This is a genomic window from Paenibacillus sp. FSL R10-2788 (genome assembly GCF_038003885.1).
GTDB classification, from domain to species: Bacteria; Bacillota; Bacilli; order Paenibacillales; family Paenibacillaceae; genus Paenibacillus_AQ; species Paenibacillus_AQ odorifer.
In genome coordinates this window covers 1,530,003-1,550,126 of sequence record NZ_JBBOQA010000001.1, presented here as the reverse complement: position 1 = coordinate 1,550,126, position 20,124 = coordinate 1,530,003, and the positions used below count along the sequence as shown (strand labels likewise).

Here is a 20,124-nt window from a genome sequence, read left to right as displayed (position 1 = left end):
CAAATTTAGTTATATTTAATAAGCTTTTGTGTTGTATTTAACTAAAGATTTCCGTACCTTTCTTTTTAATTGCAACAACAGCTAAATATCTTCACAGCCAAAATGCAATATGCCCAATACCCAGGATAATCGCAAAAGATGACTGGATATATGTACTCTTCAGAGCACCACTTAACAATTTGCCCTCTCCCTTTCTCATGTATTTTTATGAGTTGGTTTAATACAAAAAATTCGCTGAACTATATCTTCTCTAAAAAATTCTAATATGGTCCTTGAAGCTTTCTATGTATGCCGGTTAACGGATACTACCTTGTGATTATGAGTTTACCGCTTAGCCTATAAAACTCATGATAAAGCTTCATGAGCGCCCTCTTCTCTATCCTCGAAACATAACTCCGCGAGATCCCCAGCTCTTTGGCAATCTCCCGCTGTGTCCGCTCTTCTCCACCTGTATCCAATCCAAACCGCCCAACCACAACTTCTTTTTCCCGGTCATCCAGAATATCAAGGTTACGATATATCTTACTCTTTTCGATCTTCAGATCGACTTCTTTAATGACATCATCAGCTTCGGAGCCAAGGATATCGATAAGTGTAATTTCATTACCTTCTTTGTCCGTCCCAATTGGATCATGCAGGGATACGTCTTTACGTGTTTTCTTGAGCGAACGCAGGTGCATAAGGATTTCGTTTTCAATACAACGTGCTGCAAATGTGGCTAGTTTGCTTCCTTTGTTTGGACGATAGCTCTCAAAAGCTTTAATCAGGCCGATGGTGCTAATGGAGATCAGATCCTCCATGTCCTCCCCAGTGTTATGCGAATTTCTTGAGGTTATGGACACGATGTGATGTCAAAAAATAAACCAATTACGATCGATTCTGATTCGAATTGGTTTCCTTTTGCATATTATATTTAATTTGTAGTTTCCGATTGATTTCTTGTGTACATCCTGGTAATCCATTTAAATAACACTTTACTTGAACAATCAACTCTGAGTGAGATATCAGATTATTCATACTTGTTAAATTGCGTCTAACAATATCCTCGGTTTCAATATGATAGCCACCGTTTTTCACACGTAGAGCGATACATTCAATATTTAGCCGAACATCTGCTAGTCCCACATAAAACACAATAATTTCAAAGCCTTGTTCCTTTGCATCCTCATCTGCCTTATAACGTTACCACCCGCTAAAATGGTTTCCACAATGAAATCCCACTTATTCCAGATACACTATCTGGCTATTCTTATGGCTTCTTTCCCAGCAGAAACTTCACTCTTTTCAGGATGCCCATTAGTGATCTTGCGGCTATGCATCTGGAATCATCAGTGATTCTGCTTTATGCCATACTCCGATATAGAATCTTCCACTTTCATGAAATGAAAAACATAATATTCTCCGTTAATTTTTAGCTGTTCCTTTCTTTTTCATTTCGTCAAATTCACATAAAGTTAAGTAAAATTCAAGGTTTTTGGTGATGCAGCCGGATGATGATACTCAATATCCTATGGATTCTCCAAAAACTATCATAAAATGTAATATATTTAACACAATAGTTTACATATACATTACATTAAATAATTAAAAGAGCCGTTTTTTTCTTTTTACAAACTTAAAATATATTAAATTCATAATATTCATTGACTGAAACAAATACTAGTGTTATATTTCCTAACATTAAATAATAAAATACATACAGGAAAAGGAGATTACGCACATGAATAAGTTCAAACGTCTACGTGAAACTAAAAGAGAGCATTCTGGTTCCACCCGATCTGAATATTCACCAGCAAAAAAAAATTGGAGTAAAAAGCAATTTATAGCTACTTCAATTGTGTTATCTGTTATTGCTACGAGTGTAATTCCGTTCCAAACAGCTGACGCTTTAACTAGAGTTACTTCAGAAAGTGGCACAGTATGGGAGATTCACGATGTCTTTGCTCCTAGCTTAGACACAGGAAGTTTACGTACAGTTGGTGCTACACAAGTACAAGGTTTCGGCAATATCTTTGTTAAAGTGTCCTCGCCTTCAGCTCCACTGATGAATGGTCAAATGATGCGTGGGTTTGACTTGAAATATGACGGCGTTAATAAGTTTACTTCGGCTCAATCTGTAAATCTAGGAAATGTAACTGTAACACGTGAGGTGTATGTGGATACTATTCATAATCGAACGAGATTCTTTGATACTTTCACTAATAAAAATGATGTGGCAATAAAAGTTGATGTATCATTCGGTGGCTCTTTAGGATATGGTACAACAACAAATGCTTCAGTAGTTAAGGCAACCTATTCAGGCGATCTAAAGGTAACTACAGATGATTCATGGATTGTTGTAGATAGTAGCGCCAAAAACAATAAGCCGCTAGGCGTTGCAGTGGGATCTCCAAAGCCGTTTGATAATGGATTAACCGGTCTAGGTAATCAGCAACAGGACCCATTCACAATACCCTTAGCTGAGCATGGAAATGAAGCGAATTTCTATGGGTTCATTAACACATTAAATATTAGGCCGGGTGAGTCGAAGTCCCTAGTAAATTATGTGCAAGTTGGAGAAGCTGGTGAAGAAGGGTTGAAAAATCTGGTTGCTATGCTAGATGGACTTAATAGTCTGCTGGATGTAACAGGATTAACAAACGCACAAATTCGTTCGATTAGCAACTGGGATATATCTGCTATAGAGGGACTTGATACTGGAGATCATCTGGTTATTCCAAATGCTCCTGCACCTAAAGAATTAGTAACTTCATCGCCGTATGATGTTAAGAATAAATCCATTGCAGAAATGCAGCAGGATATGATTAATGGTAAAACTACTTCTGTACAAATTACTCAAGCCTATTTAGATAGAATCAAGGTATACGATGAGGGACAATTGGGATTCCATGCATTCCTGCATGTATCTGAAACTGCGCTTAACCAAGCAAAAGCTGCTGACGATGCCCGTGCCCAAGGTGTAAAAGGTGATTTATTGGGTATTCCAATTGCGATAAAAGATATTTATGATACAAAGGATATGCCTACTACCGGTGGCAGTAAAGCTCTTGAAGGCTGGCAGCCTGATTCTGATGCATTCCAAGTGAAACAACTGCGGGAAGCTGGAGCTGTAATTATTGGTAAAGTAAACACTTCTGAGTTTGCTAACAGCGGAAGCTTTAGTGAAAGCGGTTGGCAGCAAACATGGAATGCACTCTATCCATCGAAAACATCTTTTGGCTCAAGCGGCGGGTCTGCAGTATCTGTTGCAGCTGATTTTGCAGCAGCAGCAATGGGATCGCAAACAGGGGTATCTCTATATGCACCAACTACAGGCGCTAGCTTAAAAAGCTTCCGGGGTACAGACGGTATGGCAAGTACTACAGGTGTACTGCCACTCACTTGGGGACAAGATTATGCAGGTCCCATTGCCAAAACAGTAACTGACCTAGCCATTATATTGAATGCTACAACGGGTACGGACCCACAGGATATTTTCACAGTCACTGCTGATGCAGATCATAAGCGTCCAGTGGATTGGAAGGAATCTCTGGATGCTAATGCATTGAAAGGAAAGAAAATTGGATACATTCCTGCATCCTTTGTATCTGCATATGCTGATGATGATACTGGACAGGCAGTGATGGATAAGTTCTCAGAGCTTCAAGCAGCGGGTGCGACTATGGTTGAAATGTCAGCTGTACCATCAGGCCCTAGTCGTCCTTCAGGTATTAATGGATCTACTGAAGGTTGGGCACGTTATATTGAGTTGCATAAGGACTTCCCTTATATTGATGGAGCAAGTGTACTAGCTTCAGATAAAGTGCTTATCTATAACCAAAGAGGATATAGTACCCCAACTCGTATGACTGAACAGGCTGTACAAGATTACATTAAGTATAGAACTGACTATAAGGAAGTTATCAAAGGATGGATGGACGCGAATGGTGTTGATGCTGTTGTTTATGCAGGTTTTATTAGCGACGTATATAACAATGACGCAGCAGCTTCTCAATTAAGTTCAGACCGTAACACAGGCGTATTAACCTCTACTATGGGACTACCTACGGTAGTTGTTCCTGTAGGAACGAATGACAGCGGATATTCTATCTCTATGCAACTGGTTGGTAGAGCATGGGACGATGCAAAAGTTTTAGGCATGAGCTACGCTCTTGAGCAACAAAGTCAAGCTAGACTACTTACAACATTTGCTCCAGCACTTCAATACGTTTCAAACTCTACTAATCCTGATCCAAACACAGATAATGGACCAACCCATCCAAATACTGGAGGAGGTACAGTGACACCTCCAGCAATAACAACGCCTATAGAAACACCGTCACCTGCAGAAACAATAACACCAGCAGATAAGCCGAAAGTTGTTAGTTTTGTAGATACAATGAATCATTGGGCAAAAACAAGCATTGACGCACTAATTGCTAAGGGATTATTGACGGGATATTCCGATGGAACATTCCGCCCAAATTCAGGTTTGACTCGTGCGGAAGCCATCAAGGTAATTGCAACGCACATGGGACTTGAAGGACATGAAAGTAACTTTACAGATGTAGCTTCAACTCATTGGGCGAATAAGTTTATCGGTGCAGCAGCCGGATCAGGCTTGATGAACGGATATAGCGACGGAAGCTTCCGTCCAGATGAGAAGATTAGCCGTAGTGAATTAGCGGCACTAATCACTCGAGCCTTTAAGCTAACTGGTACTGGAAACACATCATTCAAAGATGTTACAAGAAATGCATGGTATTATGATTCCATCGACGCACTCGCATCCAATAATATTATTACAGGGTACGCAGACAGTACATTTAAGCCTGAAAAAGATATTACTAGAGCTGAGTTTGCAACTATTGTATCCAGATTACTAGAAACTAATAATTAAAATAAGTTCAATTATAAATGACAGAGTACTTGAGTAACCATGTTTACAGGAAGGGCCATCCCGAAAGGGATGGCCCTATAACTTGCCGTTACAGATGGTGCGATGAACCGTATCATAAGTAGGGCGAACCCTATCCACACAAAAAACGACTCATCCGTAGACAAGTCGCTTTCAAGTTTTATTATTAATGGATTATTACTGTGTAATTGTCATCAGTCTCACCGCTTCGCCTTATAAAACTCATGATAAAGCTTCATGAGCGCCCTCTTCTCTATCCTCGAAACATAACTCCGCGAGATCCCCAACTCCTTAGCAATCTCCCGCTGTGTCCTCTCTTCTCCACCTGTATCCAGCCCAAACCTACCCACCACAACTTCTTTCTCCCGGTCATCCAGAATATCTAGGTTGCGATATATCTTACTCTTCTCGATCTTCAGATCTACTTCTTTAATGACATCATCAGCTTCGGAGCCAAGGATATCGATGAGAGTAATTTCATTACCTTCCTTGTCTGTCCCAATTGGATCGTGCAGAGATACATCTTTACGAGTCTTCTTCAAGGATCTAAGGTGCATTAGGATTTCATTTTCAATACAACGAGCCGCAAATGTAGCCAGTTTCGTCCCTTTGTTCGGACGGTAGCTCTCGATGGCTTTAATCAGGCCGATCGTGCCGATGGAGATGAGATCCTCCATGTCTTCTCCGGTATTATCGAATTTTTTCACTATATGGGCAACGAGCCGCAAATTATGCTCAATCAACAAATTGCGGGCCTTGGCATCTCCCTCAGCCATCATCCCTAAGTATCGGCTTTCCTCCTGCTCCGAGAGCGGTTGTGGAAATGCATTATTCCTTACGTATGATACCAGCAGCGTCAGTTCTTTGATCAGCAACGCAATCGTGCTTAAGAATCCAGGCAACTTGGCGACACCTCCCGCACTTGTACAATGAAACCGATCTGTTTGCCTTACGGGTTCATGGTCATCCTTATTGTATGTGGGCGTGCGCCTAGAAGTGCCTGTACGGGGGAAATTGTACAACCACAGAAATTTATTTTTTATACGAGAAATCAGTCATACTCTACTCATTCACTTGTCTTTTAACACGATGTTGTTAGCGGTAATTCTCACTCTCTTTTGATAATAACTTCCGCTTCACTAGACGTAAAAACCTTTATGATGTCCTTATCAAAAGTAACCTTCAAAATAGACTCAGGTGATTGTTCTATAATACCGCCGCAAGAATCTCCGGACGGATCACCGTATACAGCCGAAGCCAGCCAGTGGATTCCAGACTCAAGGAAAGTCGTCAGTGTAGGCAAAACAGTCCGGGGATGAAGCAGGTTTGTGTTGGCATTAGGCCAAATTAGCTCAGCCTTTTCGTAGCCGATCAACCCCTTGACTCCGCTTATTCCCCATGCTGTAGATACTGCCGCGGTTGTAAGACCGATCTGCTGTTCCACCCCCGCTTCCTGACCAAGCGCGAAGCCGCCCTCTGCGGCGTCCAACGGTTGTCCGGTCTCGATCCGATGTATCCGAATATGCCAGGGCAGCCCAGCAACGATCCAGGTCCGAACCTCCACATTAGTCCATGGCTTCCAGACGGAGTGCAGCACATTGTCCACAATTGTTGTCTCCATATTCCGCCGTCTGACCCGATACAAGTTGTCCCCGCTCTCACTCAGAGCGAGCATGGAATCAAATGCCCCTTGAGACAATCCCCACTCGGAGCGGGGCACACTGAATCCGAAGCCTGTTGAGTATACAAATTTCTCATACTTGGCAGACGTGTGGGTATGTTCATTCGTATATAGATGACCGCTGTTGAAGGCAGCCACATGGCCGGAAGCAGGTTCGCGGACAATGACAAGATGCGCAGGCTTCTGGACTATAACTGCAGGAATATCCGGCAGCGGCAGTTCTTCTTCCTTCCAGAATGGATGCTCCGCGCTGAGAGCCAATGGCAGGAATGTCTTTAACGCCCAGTAGGGGGAACCGGGAGCATTATAATTCTCCGCCATGACCAAGTTGGGGTAGGTATAACCAATCGTCAGAACGCCTCCGGCATCAAAGATCGGCTGGCTGAACCACCAGCGCAAATTGCGCAGTACTAATCCTTTGACCACACCTACAGGGAATACTTCAACGCCTGCATAGACGAGGGCACCCCAGAAAGCAGACTGGGCAAAGCGGTAGGTTAAGCTCCTTCCATAAGGAAGGGCAGATCCGTCCGGAGCGAACCAGCCCAAGAATTCGGTGGCAAAAAGCCGGGCCCGTTCTTTGAACACCTGTGAACGTTCCGGGTCCTCCTGTTCCATCAGCTTCGCGTACAGTAACGCATAGTAATGGATGGCAAAAGGAACATAATAATCGCTATGCCCGTTAATTCCATCACTGTACCAGCCATCACCCAGATAAAAATCATCCATTCGCTTCAGATTGTTCTCCAGCTGCTCCGCGTCGTAGGGACAGCCGACTCTGCGGAATCCGACATTAACCAGCACGTTGAAGAAAAGCCAGTTGCAGTCATAGCAAGGATGGGAATTAATCTGATTCAGCCAACTGTACAATTGCTCCTGTTCCTTCTGGGTAAGTGGTGACCAGATCTGTTCAGGAATGGCGGCTAAGGCGAAACCGAAGACCGCCATCTCTACCAGACGCTGGTCATAATCTTGAACTTCACCCCAGTATTCTTCATGGGCAGGATCCGTGCCGTGGCGTATGCCATCCAGCACAGTATCCCAAAGCCCGCTTTCTCCCCCTCCTATGAGCAGGGGCACTAAGCCCCATAATACCCGGGAGAAACCTTCCATTTCTGCAGTTGCAGCCGGATAACTCGCTCCTGTTCTACCGATTGCCAGCCGTGCACTACCTCTGCTGTAGAGCGGTCGAAGCGGATCTGTAAGCTGTTCAAGAGCAGAGATCAGATCCTCCCGGGTCTTTAGCGGATTTTTAGCAATAGTCGTAAATGTCTTCTCAGTCTGCATTATATGCCCCCTATTCCCAGTAGAACGGTCCGGCTTCTTTTAGCCGGGCTAGTGCTTCGACATAGAAGAAATCTCCGTAGATAAGCGGAACATCTATATTCCGATTCTCAGGATAGTTACTCGTACCATGAAGCAGCAATCCTTCTTCTTCTGCATTGTCCCAAGTTCCATAATTCCTATAAAGGGATTCTGTAATTCTTATAGCCCCGTTCTGATATACATGCGCCTCCGAGTCATCTACTTGGCTAGCTAACAACAGCAAGCCACTCGCTGCACAGGCACCAGCAGAGCTATCCCGAATCTCCCCAACTTCACCGGGAGCACGAAAATCCCAATGTGGAACATGATCTTCGGGCAGACGGGTCAAGAAAAAATGCGCAACCTGCTTGGCTGTATTGAGATAACTCTGCTTGCCCGTATGATGATAGGCTAATGACAGTCCGTAGAGTGCCCAGGCCGCCCCGCGCGACCAAGCCGACTCAGGCGCATAACCTTGCCCGCCAAGCTTCTCAACCACTTCGCCCGATTCCGGGTTGAAGTTGACGATGTGATAAACCGAACCATCCGGCCGGATGAAATGCTCCAGCACCGTATCCATATGCGCCTCAGCGATATGTCGATAACGTGGATCCCCTGTTACTTCGGAAGCCCAGAAGAGCAGGCTGGTATTCATGCAGCAATCGATAATGGCTACCCCACTGTTATCCTCGCCTTCACTCCATGGATTCCAGGCCCGGATGTAGCTTCCTTTCAGATTGAAGCGGGCCGCCAGATAGTTAGCTGCCTTCAACGCCCGGACTCGTGATGCCTCTCTGCCCGTGAGCTTGTAGTTCGCAACACTGGTCAACAGCCACATAAAGCCTAGATCATGGTCCAGCTTCACATAACCATCCAGCACCTCGTCAAGCCGTTCCTCACACTGCTCAGCAACCGCTTTCAAATCCTCATCACCACTCTCAGCATAGAGCTGCCAGAGCATTCCCGGCCAAAAGCTGGCCGTCCACCAGTTTGGTGCTTCAAGCACGTATTTGCCGCCTTGACTGGCATGGGGGAATTCTGCACCGATTCTCCGGCTGTTCGTTCTAGTCTTCTCCAAGGCTTTGCCCCAAGCCTCGTCTACCCAAGCTTGCTTTACTAATCTACTCATCTAAATCCCGCCTTTATTCGAATTAGCCTCTACCCTCTGATAGAGGACTTTTTATAAGCCCAGGCGCATCTTTTATAGAAATTGAAAAGTGAATACCAGGTTGCCCACCGCGCCAAGCTGAAGCACATGGAAGTCCATACTATACCAGAGCTTCTCCATGCCAAAATGATCCCGGTACACATGCACAGTAATCTCCGGCTCAACTTTCAGTGAATCGTAAGTTACTTCAACGCCGCGAGTCATAGTCCCCGGCAGCAGCAAGGTGCCCGGGTGAAGGAGCTCAGGCTCACGCCAGGTGACAAACCGCTCCGTCCAGCTCGCCGGAATTCCCGCATACCGGTAAGTATCTGTCAGCTCCAGCCGAGGACGTTCCTCTTTATGCCAGACGAACGAACGGATTAAGGACTGTAGTCCTATTACCTGATAAGCCTGTGTCAGATCCAGTGTCAGCTCATCATTCTCCTCCGCCGCCGATGCATGCAGCACTGTGGAGCTGAACTCCCGACCGGCCAGCTGATACTGGCCATCAATGATCGGCAGCGAATGACCCTGCGATCCATTGCAGTCATACTGGTAACGGCCAGCCCCAAAATAATCAGCAGTATACTCTCCGCTCCCAAGATCGGATGCATAGATTTCTCCCCGGCCGCTCAGAATGAAATGTCCCAGATCATTATGGTTATGCGGTTCAGCATTGTGCCCGCCCTTAGTGGCGAACCCGAATGAACCCGCCTCCGACACATGACGCGAGACAAGCCAAGCGGCATCAGGGAGAAAATAGCTGGCGGCTCGCCAAGCTTCGTCCTCCTTGCCAGCCCTGGTCCAGATCAGATTGCGGAAAGCCGGTGCAAAGCGGCTGCAATGATCTTCAGTGTAAGGAGCACGCAAAGCGGATGGGGGGCGTTCGACATCCGTACAGACTTCCGCCAGATAATGGGACAATCCCATATGTACTAGCACCTGAGGCACTGAATCAGAGAAATTGGCTACATGAATTCCGTCAATGAAACATTTTTGTTGGAAGCGCGCGATTTGCGCTACCTTCTCTTGGTTGAACCAGTCCAGTCTGCCTGCGCTTCTGGAACAGAGCAGATCGCTATAATAAGTGAAATAACCAAACCCATAATTCCAGTACCCAAGGCCTTCCAGACAGGCACCATCCTCACCGAACCCTTCCAGGTAATACAACATGGCGCGCTCTGTCCTCAGCAGAATATCCGCAAGCATGGCCGGGTCCTCCACAGACAGCAAGGCAGCAGCCCCGATTGATCCCGCACAGACCGCTGCCCAATTATGCCGCACTGTCTCCCAATCATAAGGGCCATTTTCAAGAAATGGACGAAACAGTCTCCGCTCTACTTCATGGTGGATTCGGGATCTCAGAAGCTGCGAAAGTCGTTCCCCGAGCAAAAGTAAAACTTCACTTAAAGTAAATCCGGTCTCGGAAGAAAACAGATCAATATACCGGTTGATATCAGCTGCATTATGATCCGCTGGGAGGTGGGCCGGAAGACACCAGGTGTACTCATCGCATATAGCCCAGAGGATGTCCTCCAGCTTCTCCAGTACTTCCGGATGATCCGGCTCCAGCAAAGCCAGAAATACATAAGTATTCAGCCTTCTTCTCCGTTCAAAATAGACCCGTTCATATTCCAGCCTCGAACCCGTACGCGAATAAATGGAAAATAACGTATACGACAGTTCAGGTGTAGACTGCCCGTCCAGCCTTACCGCCTCCGCGCGGATCTCGCTGATATCTGCCTGTAGTACTCCCGATGATAACGCCCGTTTCCAAAAAGCAACCGCATCCCCCTTTGGATAATACAAGCTCAGATCGACTGGCTTCATTTTATGCACTATTTCCAAAAGCATCTGTTTATTCATGCCTTTTTTCCTCCTTATAGATCAGTCAGATCCGCGAAGCATCTTATTCTTCACTAATATGGCTGAATACTTTTTATTCCAAGGCATGATCTCTCATAACATCCTCACCGGCTGTAATTTTTAATGAAGTCCATTTCATCTCTTCCCCTGACCAGAAAGGATCGGAAGGGAGCAGCCCCAGCGGGAGGAATACGGAGGCGCATAAATAAAGACTGCCTGTATTGATATAGCTCTCCGCAAGCTCCGGCTGATAACCGTATACCCCCGGACGTAGCCATCCGGACTCATCCAGCGTATCCGGATATTCCATAATTCGCGTAATCACAGCTGTCAAAGCGCAGCGTACCTGTGCAGGAGGCAATGCTTCCTCCAAAAAATGCTGCAGCGCCGCCTGCGACAGCAGTTGAAACGCCCCAAAACGGTAAACGATCGAACGCCCGATAAAGGGATAGGTTCCATCCGGTGCAATGATCCGTTCGAGAACAGTAGCGTATCGCTGTGCCCGTTCCAGAATCAGCGGTTTCAATGCCGAATATTGCTCCGACTCCTGTTCAAAAAGTGCTACCACATCCACCAGCATCGGCTGAATAACAAAGCTGTTGTAATAATCCCAGTGAAAGTCCTTGCCATCCCCGTAAACTCCGTCGCCCTTATACCAATCCATGAACATATGGACCGCATAACCAACGCGCATCCGGTCATATTCAGGATCGCCGAGTATATACAAAGCGGCTTCCACCATTGCACTGAACAGCAGCCAGTTGCTTCCGCTTGGCGCTGTCCGGCGTGTCTGCTTCAACGCTGTTATTAAGTTCCCTTTGACCCGCGCACTCAGCTTGGCGGCAAGCTGCTTTGGTGCACGAACCAGCGCGTGTGCCAGGAATGCCGCATCAACCAGCGGTTGGCCTTCGGTCTTGAATTCCATATAATCAGGTGAATTCGGATCAACAGCGGCATCAATGGCTTCCAGCATTAGCCCTGCATAACGTGCTCTAAGCTGTTCTTCCGCACCCTCAAGTCCCTCTAGTTCAAGCCAAGGGGCCATTCCGCAAGCCAATCTCGCAAAAGCCTCCAAATGGGCAAACTGGCTCCGATCCCTATGAAACTCTGTAGGCAGCTGTTCCTTTAATTTCCGCTCAGCCAAAGCATTCAGCACAGGCCCCCCGATCAGCAGCATTGTATCCAGCCAGTATTTACGCTGTTCCTTCCCATTCATGCACAATTCCACCCTTTCAATTGCGTCTAATCAGCTACAGCTATTTCTCTTGCCTACCGCCTGAATCTTGTTATATTGCGTAATCTTCTACTATAGTTTAGTGTTGTATTATTGCAATGTCTTTGCGAATAATGATGTTTTATTGCGTATATTGTGATCAATCTGAAAGGGGCAATTCCAATGAAGCATGCCCAGTATTATGAGCCGTTCGATGGAGATATTCTGGCAGGTATCGGAAACTCGCCCATCTCACCTACCAGGGATTTTCACATCCATGATCACTATGAAATTTTCCTGTTCTTGGGCGGCAAGGTGAACGGTTTTGTAGATCAGTTCAGCTATCCCCTGCAGCGGGGCAATGTTCTGTTGTTCAACAATCACGAGATTCATAAAATCATCAATTTATCTCCGGAGCCCTATGAACGATTGACAATCCATTTCAAAGCTCCACTTGTCTATCCCTTCTGTACCGCATCTACAAATCTGCTCGCTTGTTTCCAGAACCGCCAGCCCGGAGAGCATAATCTCGCGCAAATGGATGAACCGCTGATTGCAGAGTATACAGCCCTTGCTTCCCGCCTGATTGAGACATTAGAGAATAAGCAGTACGGGAGCGAAGTTCTGGCTCTGACCTACCTGGTTCAGATCCTCGTCCTCATCAATGAGCTGTACAGCCGTACCCGATCCACCGTGCCCAGCATTATTTCCTCACATATTCAATCAGCCATGAGCTATATCGACAACCATTTGCATCAAAATCTGTCACTGGAGCAAATCGCTGGAGAACTGAACATCGATAAATATTATCTCAGCCATCTGTTCAAACAGCAGACAGGCGGAACCATCTACCGTTACGTCTTGCTCAAAAAAATTGCGTTATCCAAACAGCTCTTGTCCGCCGGGAACTCCGTATCCGATACCTGCTATCTGTCCGGCTTTAACGATTATGCCAATTTCATCCGTACCTTCAAGAACATCACGGGCATTCCACCTGGCAAATATGGTAAAAGAGCTGAGCTCTAAAACCCAAATTCAAGGTTTTTTCAAAAAAGATGCAATCGCAACTGCGGCGAATAGTTGGACTTCCGGCCACTGTTTTCCTAAGCACTCTCCTGCCTCTCCAACTCTATAAAGAACCTGGCAGCCCGCTTAATGCAGCCTGCCAGGTTCTTTGAAATGCTACTTACAAATATCCCAGCAGATTGGAGATAACTTGTGCACCTTCGGCACGGGTCATCGTCTCTTGTGGCGCGAATTGCTTATTGCCGCGTCCCTTGATCAGTCCCGCCTGTTCGGCGATGTTTGCTGCGCTCTTCGCCCAGTCGTGAATCCGGGAATAATCACTGAACGATCCTACAGCAGGTTCATTGGTCTTGCTTCCCTGCAAATATTCATAAGCACGAACGATCATCACAGCCATTTCCTCGCGGGTAATGCTCTGATCCGGTGCGAACGAATCTGCACTTCGTCCGAGCACGATGCCAGCTCCGCTAACAGCTGCAACGGTCTCGGCATACCAGGCCTTGGAATCCACATCACCAAATGTTGCATGGCTTCCTGCCTTAAGCCCAAGCGCGCGTGCAATCATAGCAGCGAATTGTGCCCTAGTTACATCCCCTTGCGGATTAAATTCCGTACTGGAAATGCCTTCGATAATATGCTTCGCGGCCATGGTCTTAATCACATTAGTGGCCCAGCTGTCACTGCTGACATCCGTGAACAGCTTATCGTATTCCAGGACCGCATACTGGCTGAAATGCCGTATTTCAGCAGTCCACTTACCATTAGTCAACGTTCCGCCCATGAAATCAAGCGCACCATTTGCAGAAATATAGTAGCTGCCTAGCAAGCTTATATTGGCATCCGGATCTACGTTGAACGTAAGTGTCAACGGTTTATCAAAAGCAGTTACCGTTACAGCAGTGCCGTTCGCAGCAACAACCTCCAAGCTGAAGTTGATCACATCACTTGCCGCAGATAAATGTACGGAACCATTAGCAGCCCGATTATTGATTAACTGTTCCACAGCATCTCTGGATACCTTCACTGCTGAGAGCTTAATTCGCGCCCCCTCCGTTTGACCTCCAATAGCTTTTTCTTGAATGCTCTTCAGCACTTCTGGGGTCAGATCGATAGCAACCTTACTCCAAGCCAGACGTAGAGTGTTCTCTCCGATGATTCCTGATAGTCCTGCTGGAAGCAGTATGGATTCTGTAGCTTCAGTAAGCTGAACCGTTATTACTCCTCCAACCGGTGCCGTGAAATCCTTTCGATCAAGAACCTTTTCGGCCTGCGGCAGCGGTGTTGGCGCCGGGGACGGGGTGACTGCTGGCGTTGGTGCTGCCGTCCACACTGGTGCTTCCGTTGGCGCCGGCGGAGATGTTGGTGCTGTTGTTGGCTCCGGTTCCGGCGTTGGTGTTGGTGTTGGTGTTGGTGTTGGTGTTGGTGTCACTACCGGAGGTTGCTCTGCTTCGCCCACTGTCACGGTTCTAGTCACTTCGATAGCCGCGTTGCCCGCCGCATCACTCACATTATAATGATAGGTGTAGATGCCTGCCGCCTTAGTGTCCAGTGTCAGCACATTCTCCTCATTCTTCCTAATCGTTGCTACAATGTGCTCCGTAATGTCGCCGTCACGGTCATCTACCGCTGTGGCTCCGGCATCCGTATAGCTTGCGCCATTTTCCAGTTGAATGGATGGTTCACCAAGCAGTGTAATCACCGGCTTCATTACATCCGGATCAAGTGCAACGACTACTTTTCTTGTCACTTCCGCAGCCGCATTGCCTGCAGTATCGCTGACATTATAATGGAAGGTATAAATATCAGCTTTCGCCGTATCGAGAGCAGTCAAGCCGTATACTTCACTGCTAACTGTTGTAGTTATACGGTCTGTAATATCACCATCCTTGTCATCATAAGCAGTCGCTCCTGCATCTGTATATTCAGAACCGATGTGCAAATTCACTGTCGCATCACCTAACAGAGTAATCAAAGGCTGAACAGTATCCGGCTCCGGCAGCTTGATTGTTCCGCTCGCTGAACTGTCCGCTGTAGCCTCTCCCTTACTCAGTGATACCGTAAAGCTGAAGCTGCCGTTAGTCTCATCGGTTGCTTCTTGGAAGGAAGCCAAGGTAATCTCACCGATCGCAACTCCAGTATCATTGAGACCGGGCAGAGCGCCTATCGTCTGCAGCAGCCAAGTCTGGACAGCTTCTTCGCTGTTTGCCGCTTCCTTCTGCACGCTGTATACCGCACCTTCTATGATACTCTTAGCCTCATTTACAGCCTGCTCATTAGCAACGCTGGCTTTATCTCTAGCTACAGCCACATAGCTGATCAATGCAGCCTGATTGCCTGAATACGTATTGTTTATTGAGTATTTCACAGTACCGCTCACCGGAAGCGTGAAGTCATAGTTAATCATAGCGCCATTAGGACCTGCGACGAGGCCGGTTCGGACCGGTTTGGTCACTTCTTTCCCTTCAGCGTCAATATAGCTGAGCGTAATATCCATCGTGCGGTTGGTGTTGTTCCACCAGTCCCGATGGAATGACGTAATCGTATATTTGCCTGCGTTCAAAGGGAGCAGGTATACAAGTGGATTATTTTTTGTATCCGAACCATAAACACCTGTCTGACTTTTATCAGAAGGAACTACAGCACCACCAAGCCCCTTGAGGAGGTACTTAGTACTGGTATGCCCCCATACCCCATTGCCTGTCGAAGGCTGATCCGCCTTGTTATTAAGCAAGCTGTCACCTACAAAATCCTTGATTAATGTATACGGCGGCGTGATACCGTCCACCGATACACCAGCATCGAGGAAGTATAAGAGCCCCTCCGGCACCACTTCCACATAACAAGTTGTTTTCAGATTTCCATAAGTGCCGGTTACAGCTACCCGTTCATACGGATTATTGAAGCTGGCCGCATTTACATTCCACTTTACGGATACCAGCAATTTGGATCCGTCTGCCCGAGTGGCTTCCACCTTGTCTGGAAGATTCGGCAGTTTTCCGGCATAAGTAGCCAAATCCTGAGGAGCGACAAGCTCCCGTATATCTCCCGTAGTCAACTGGTTCTGGGCGGAGATCAGGCGTGCTTCAAGCTGAGTAACTCCTTCCTGATCCAATTTGTATAAAATAGGATTATCCAGCGCTTCCTGTGCAGCGCTCTGTGCATCTACGAAGAGCTGCCAGTCTCTGTCCGAATATTCATCCTGTTTGTTCATTTCTTTCGCGGCTGTTACCGCCGCCTGAAGAGCAGCAGTATCTACAGTACCGGTTACTTCCCCGGAAACAACCGCCACCGCATCGACAACCAAGGTGCCGCTTACCACCTTTATTTGCACATGGTGCTGGCCATATTTAAGCCCGCGGAGTGTGTACGTCTGGTACAGCTCCTTGGAAGCTAATGTATCAGCCGATAGATTAATAACTTTTCCGTCCACCGTTACCTCAAGCTTCGCCGATCCGTTATTCGCTCCTAGAATATCCAGTCCGGTACCTTCAAACGTGTATTCCATTGCAGCGTCTACAGCCTGGCTGGTAGAAAGAGAACGCTGGTAAATGTACATGCCCGCTCCGTTTATATGGCTCCACGACCCGGTATATATCAATTTAGGGTTCGGAGCAGCAGCCAGGTCATACATTTCAAGATTGTCTAGAAGCTCTGAATAATACGGCGTGTAGCCCTCAACCTTCTCCACCTTCAAATTATCGAAGCGGACGTGATAGTAGCCGCTGGCCAGATCTACCCGGCCGGACAATTCAGGAGTAGGATCGGTATAGGAAGCCAGCTTCACCCCATCCAGATAGGCGGTCACTTTATCGCCCGCAACCTGAACGGCAATATTATGCCATGCGTCATATGCGGTATCGAATCCGTCGATCTTCACGCCGCCGGAACCGTTCGCGGCATTTCCGGTCGCAACTGCGCTATTGTTGACCAGCAGCTGCCAGCCGCCGTCGAACCAGAATTTCAGCACATACGGTGTACCGGTTATGGAGTGGGAACTGCCACCTCCTTGATAACGGGCACCTATCGCAGCATAATTGGCTCCGCCCTGAGTATTGTTTGTTTCGAACGAAACATCAACACTGGCCTTGTAGTTCATCCACCGGTTGTCGCCGATGGCCGTTACTGGATCTCCGCTGTTCCATGTGCCGCCAAGCCCCATGGTTCCCGTGTCCAGCTGCTGCCGCAGGACATAATTGTCAGACCCGTCCGGAAGATAGGCCTCAAATGCCCCATTGCGGTCATGGGTATAACGCGGGATAACGCTTTGGGAACCGCCGCGGGATTCAATATAGCTCTGGGTACCCTCATATTGGCCGCCTGCACCAATCTTCACGACAGTTTGCTTAGAATAGTCAAAATCATCAGCGTACAGAATGTTGTCCCCAGTACTGTGTCCCGCTCCTGTAGTATCGGTATCCAGTACGGTACGCTCGCCTTCTACAGGCAGCGGTGTTTTATATTCTTCTTTGTCCTTGTTCTTCAAAGTAGACACGGTCACGGTCGAATACGGTTTAACTTTAACGGTATACACCCCGCTGCCATCAGCACTGATATCACCGAGATACTGCATATAATTGCTGTTGAACGCTTCTCCTGCATCAGCAGCACGGGTTTCCCATACTTCCATGGATGGATTACCCGTATAAGCCATATTGACTGTCTGCAGCTTGTAGATTTTGGAATACTCGCTGTCGTTCACGATAACCGTCGAGAAATCTTTTTTATCAGGTGCTGCAAGGGTTATATAGCTAGGGGAACCGTTGCGGCCGCTGACCGGATTGGTGCCTGCCGCACCTGTGGAGCTGGCTTGAGGAACCGCTCGCCAGATCCCAGCAGTATTATCCTCGTTCTCCCAGCCTACATTCGCAAACCAGCTATAATGCTGCAGAGTAACAAGACCCGCATCATAATGAATCCAGCCTGACCACGGATCGCGCATGCTGACCAATTCCTTGAAGGAATATTGTCCGCCTTCATAGAAGGAGCCAATGGCTGGCTGGTAAATAAAGTGCGTCCGGCGGGAGTTAACGAATCCTTTAATAATCGTGTTACTCATCTCCAGCGGACTGCCGACACCACCAATGCCGGTTCCTGCCACTGTAGGATCTTTCATATTGTTGTTAGGACGGAAAGAGGAATTACTGAAGGTAGACTGCGCCTCACTGTTCCAGACCTCAATATCATATTGTTCTGCGAGTTTTTTGAAATTGCCTGCGCTGTCGTCGTCCGTGTTGTAGTGGTATCCAGCAATCGGCACAGCTTCCCGCAGAGAAGGATCACTCACCATACTGGCACCGAAGCTGCCAATCCCGACTTCATCGGAAATCACAGACTTGATCCGGTTGTACAGTTCCCGCTCTTCGGCGCTGTTGAAGCCTTCGCTGTCAGTCTTGACTCTCTCAGCGTACTGTTTGGTCCACGCCAAATCTGGAGCGTGCTCGTTGATATAAGGATTAACGTAATCGGCCATATAACCGTATTCACGATAAGCGGCCAGAATGGTTTTTTTGTACCAGGTATAGATTTTGTCGTTGTTATTTGCCCAGGCCGGAGCACTCCATCGCAGGATGCTCACTTTAAGATCAGGGTTCACTGCCTTGGCATCTGCGGCAAGCTGGAAGCCGGGATGCCGGGTAACATTTGCCTCTTCATCGGCCGTACGCATAGTCGCCGGGTCAGGTCCCGTGGAGTTATTGCGGTCATTGCCCATCTCGATTTTCACATGCGTCATGAGCGGATGTTCTCCACCGAACAAGATCTGTAGCATTTCTGCATAAGCCTCTGGATGCTCTGACTTATAGTCCAGCAAAAGCGCACTGGTGCTGTTAGCGCTTAGTACGCCAAATCCCTTAAATGTGAGGCCGTTGACATTGTCAGCTTGGATATCGTTGCCGTCAAGCAGAACCTTGACCATAGAAGCTGCGCTCTGTGTAGCTTCTTCGATCTGTTTCTTGATTCCGCCCTTGGCAACGGCGAACCAGCTCAAAATAGGTTTTTCGTCAGCAACATAGGCGTAAGTCAACGTCATTGGACTACTAACGTCAATGTCTCCAGGAATGGTGAATTCGCCTGAAATTAGCTTAGTCACATTAGTGTTGAACTGGTCAAACAAGATCGTCTTGGTTGCCCCGCTAGCATCCTTATACTCGATCTGAGGACGTATTACACGGGAGCGGCTGCCATACCAATCATGGAAACCGCTGCTGAGCGTATAGGTTCCAGCTTCAAGCGCTTTTAATTTATACACGATATGATTGCTGGCAGGGTCGGCACGAAGTCCGACAGTCCATAGGGACGGATCAGTAGCTGGATCGGTAAGTCCCCCGTCTTTGGAATTCTTAACCTTGTTTACGGAATCATCAAATCCCCAGTCCGCCGTACCGCTGATATACTTCTGGTCGGGGGACTGGTTGAGCAAATCGCTGCCGCTCAGCGTGCGAACCGCTTCGTACAGCGGCGAGGAAGTAGGCCCGTTGCCTACGGAATCGCCCCCTCTGCCGCTATCCACAAAGTAAACCAACGGATTACTTGCGGGCGGAATAACTTCCACACTGGCAACGACCGGCCCCCCGTTCGCTGTACCGCTGACGGTCACGGCATCGTATGGCACGGCAAAGGTATCTGCACCAATATTCCAGTTCACTGCTGTGCTCTGGCCTCCGATATCAATGCTGGATGGCAGAGTAGTATCTGCAATTGTTGTCGCCCCCATATGGGCGGCAGCGTAGATAGAATTTACGGTAGCAGCAGAGGCTGCAGACAGAGTGAATGCCGGAAACATCCCAACTACGAGCGCAGTAGTCATCGTTATTGAGAAAAACCTTTTACGAAAGTGCATTCTGTTCATTCTCTTCTCCTCCTTTGATTGTAAATCAATAAAAGAAAGCGTATTCATTTCGTTGTTAAACGAATAATCACTAGATTTTTACAGACCCCTTTGACTTATAAAAAAACCTGGCAGCCTATGAAAAATGCAACTGCCAGGTGAA

General features: G+C 47.4%; 8 protein-coding genes and 1 pseudogene. 2 read left to right on the top strand and 7 right to left on the bottom strand.

Going from position 1 to position 20,124, the window contains the following annotated elements:
* Positions 1–305: 305 nt before the first annotated feature.
* Positions 306–815, bottom strand: a pseudogene (sigK, locus tag NSQ50_RS06795) (RNA polymerase sporulation sigma factor SigK); the annotation flags it as partial.
* Between the two features lie 905 nt (positions 816–1,720).
* On the opposite strand from sigK (NSQ50_RS06795), the gene NSQ50_RS06790 reads away from it, so the two are divergent.
* Positions 1,721–4,879, top strand: a complete 3,159-nt coding sequence (locus NSQ50_RS06790; RefSeq protein WP_081386937.1) for an amidase family protein — start codon at positions 1,721–1,723, stop codon at positions 4,877–4,879.
* A gap of 218 nt (positions 4,880–5,097) precedes the next feature.
* Here NSQ50_RS06790 and sigK (NSQ50_RS06785) read toward each other — a convergent pair whose 3' ends face one another.
* From sigK (NSQ50_RS06785) to NSQ50_RS06765, 5 genes are all read right to left on the bottom strand, one after another.
* Entirely contained in the window at positions 5,098–5,799 is a 702-nt protein-coding gene (gene sigK, locus NSQ50_RS06785; protein WP_036675850.1) for an RNA polymerase sporulation sigma factor SigK, read from the bottom strand.
* A gap of 206 nt (positions 5,800–6,005) precedes the next feature.
* On the bottom strand, positions 6,006–7,865 hold the full coding sequence (locus NSQ50_RS06780) for a DUF2264 domain-containing protein (RefSeq protein WP_076224206.1): 1,860 nt from the start codon (positions 7,863–7,865) through the stop codon (positions 6,006–6,008).
* Between the two features lie 10 nt (positions 7,866–7,875).
* Positions 7,876–9,012, bottom strand: a complete 1,137-nt coding sequence (locus NSQ50_RS06775; protein ID WP_076224208.1) for a glycoside hydrolase family 88 protein — start codon at positions 9,010–9,012, stop codon at positions 7,876–7,878.
* 72 nt (positions 9,013–9,084) lie between these two features.
* Positions 9,085–10,896 (bottom strand): heparinase II/III family protein, encoded by a 1,812-nt coding sequence (locus NSQ50_RS06770; protein ID WP_076224211.1) that lies wholly within the window; start codon positions 10,894–10,896, stop codon positions 9,085–9,087.
* A 73-nt stretch (positions 10,897–10,969) separates the two neighbouring features.
* On the bottom strand, positions 10,970–12,112 hold the full coding sequence (locus NSQ50_RS06765) for a DUF2264 domain-containing protein (RefSeq protein ID WP_076224213.1): 1,143 nt from the start codon (positions 12,110–12,112) through the stop codon (positions 10,970–10,972).
* Between the two features lie 180 nt (positions 12,113–12,292).
* On the opposite strand from NSQ50_RS06765, the gene NSQ50_RS06760 reads away from it, so the two are divergent.
* On the top strand, positions 12,293–13,135 hold the full coding sequence (locus NSQ50_RS06760) for a helix-turn-helix transcriptional regulator (protein WP_076224215.1): 843 nt from the start codon (positions 12,293–12,295) through the stop codon (positions 13,133–13,135).
* 160 nt (positions 13,136–13,295) lie between these two features.
* On the opposite strand, the gene NSQ50_RS06755 is transcribed toward NSQ50_RS06760, so the two are convergent.
* On the bottom strand, positions 13,296–19,982 hold the full coding sequence (locus NSQ50_RS06755) for an S-layer homology domain-containing protein (RefSeq protein WP_143760515.1): 6,687 nt from the start codon (positions 19,980–19,982) through the stop codon (positions 13,296–13,298).
* Positions 19,983–20,124: the final 142 nt, after the last annotated feature.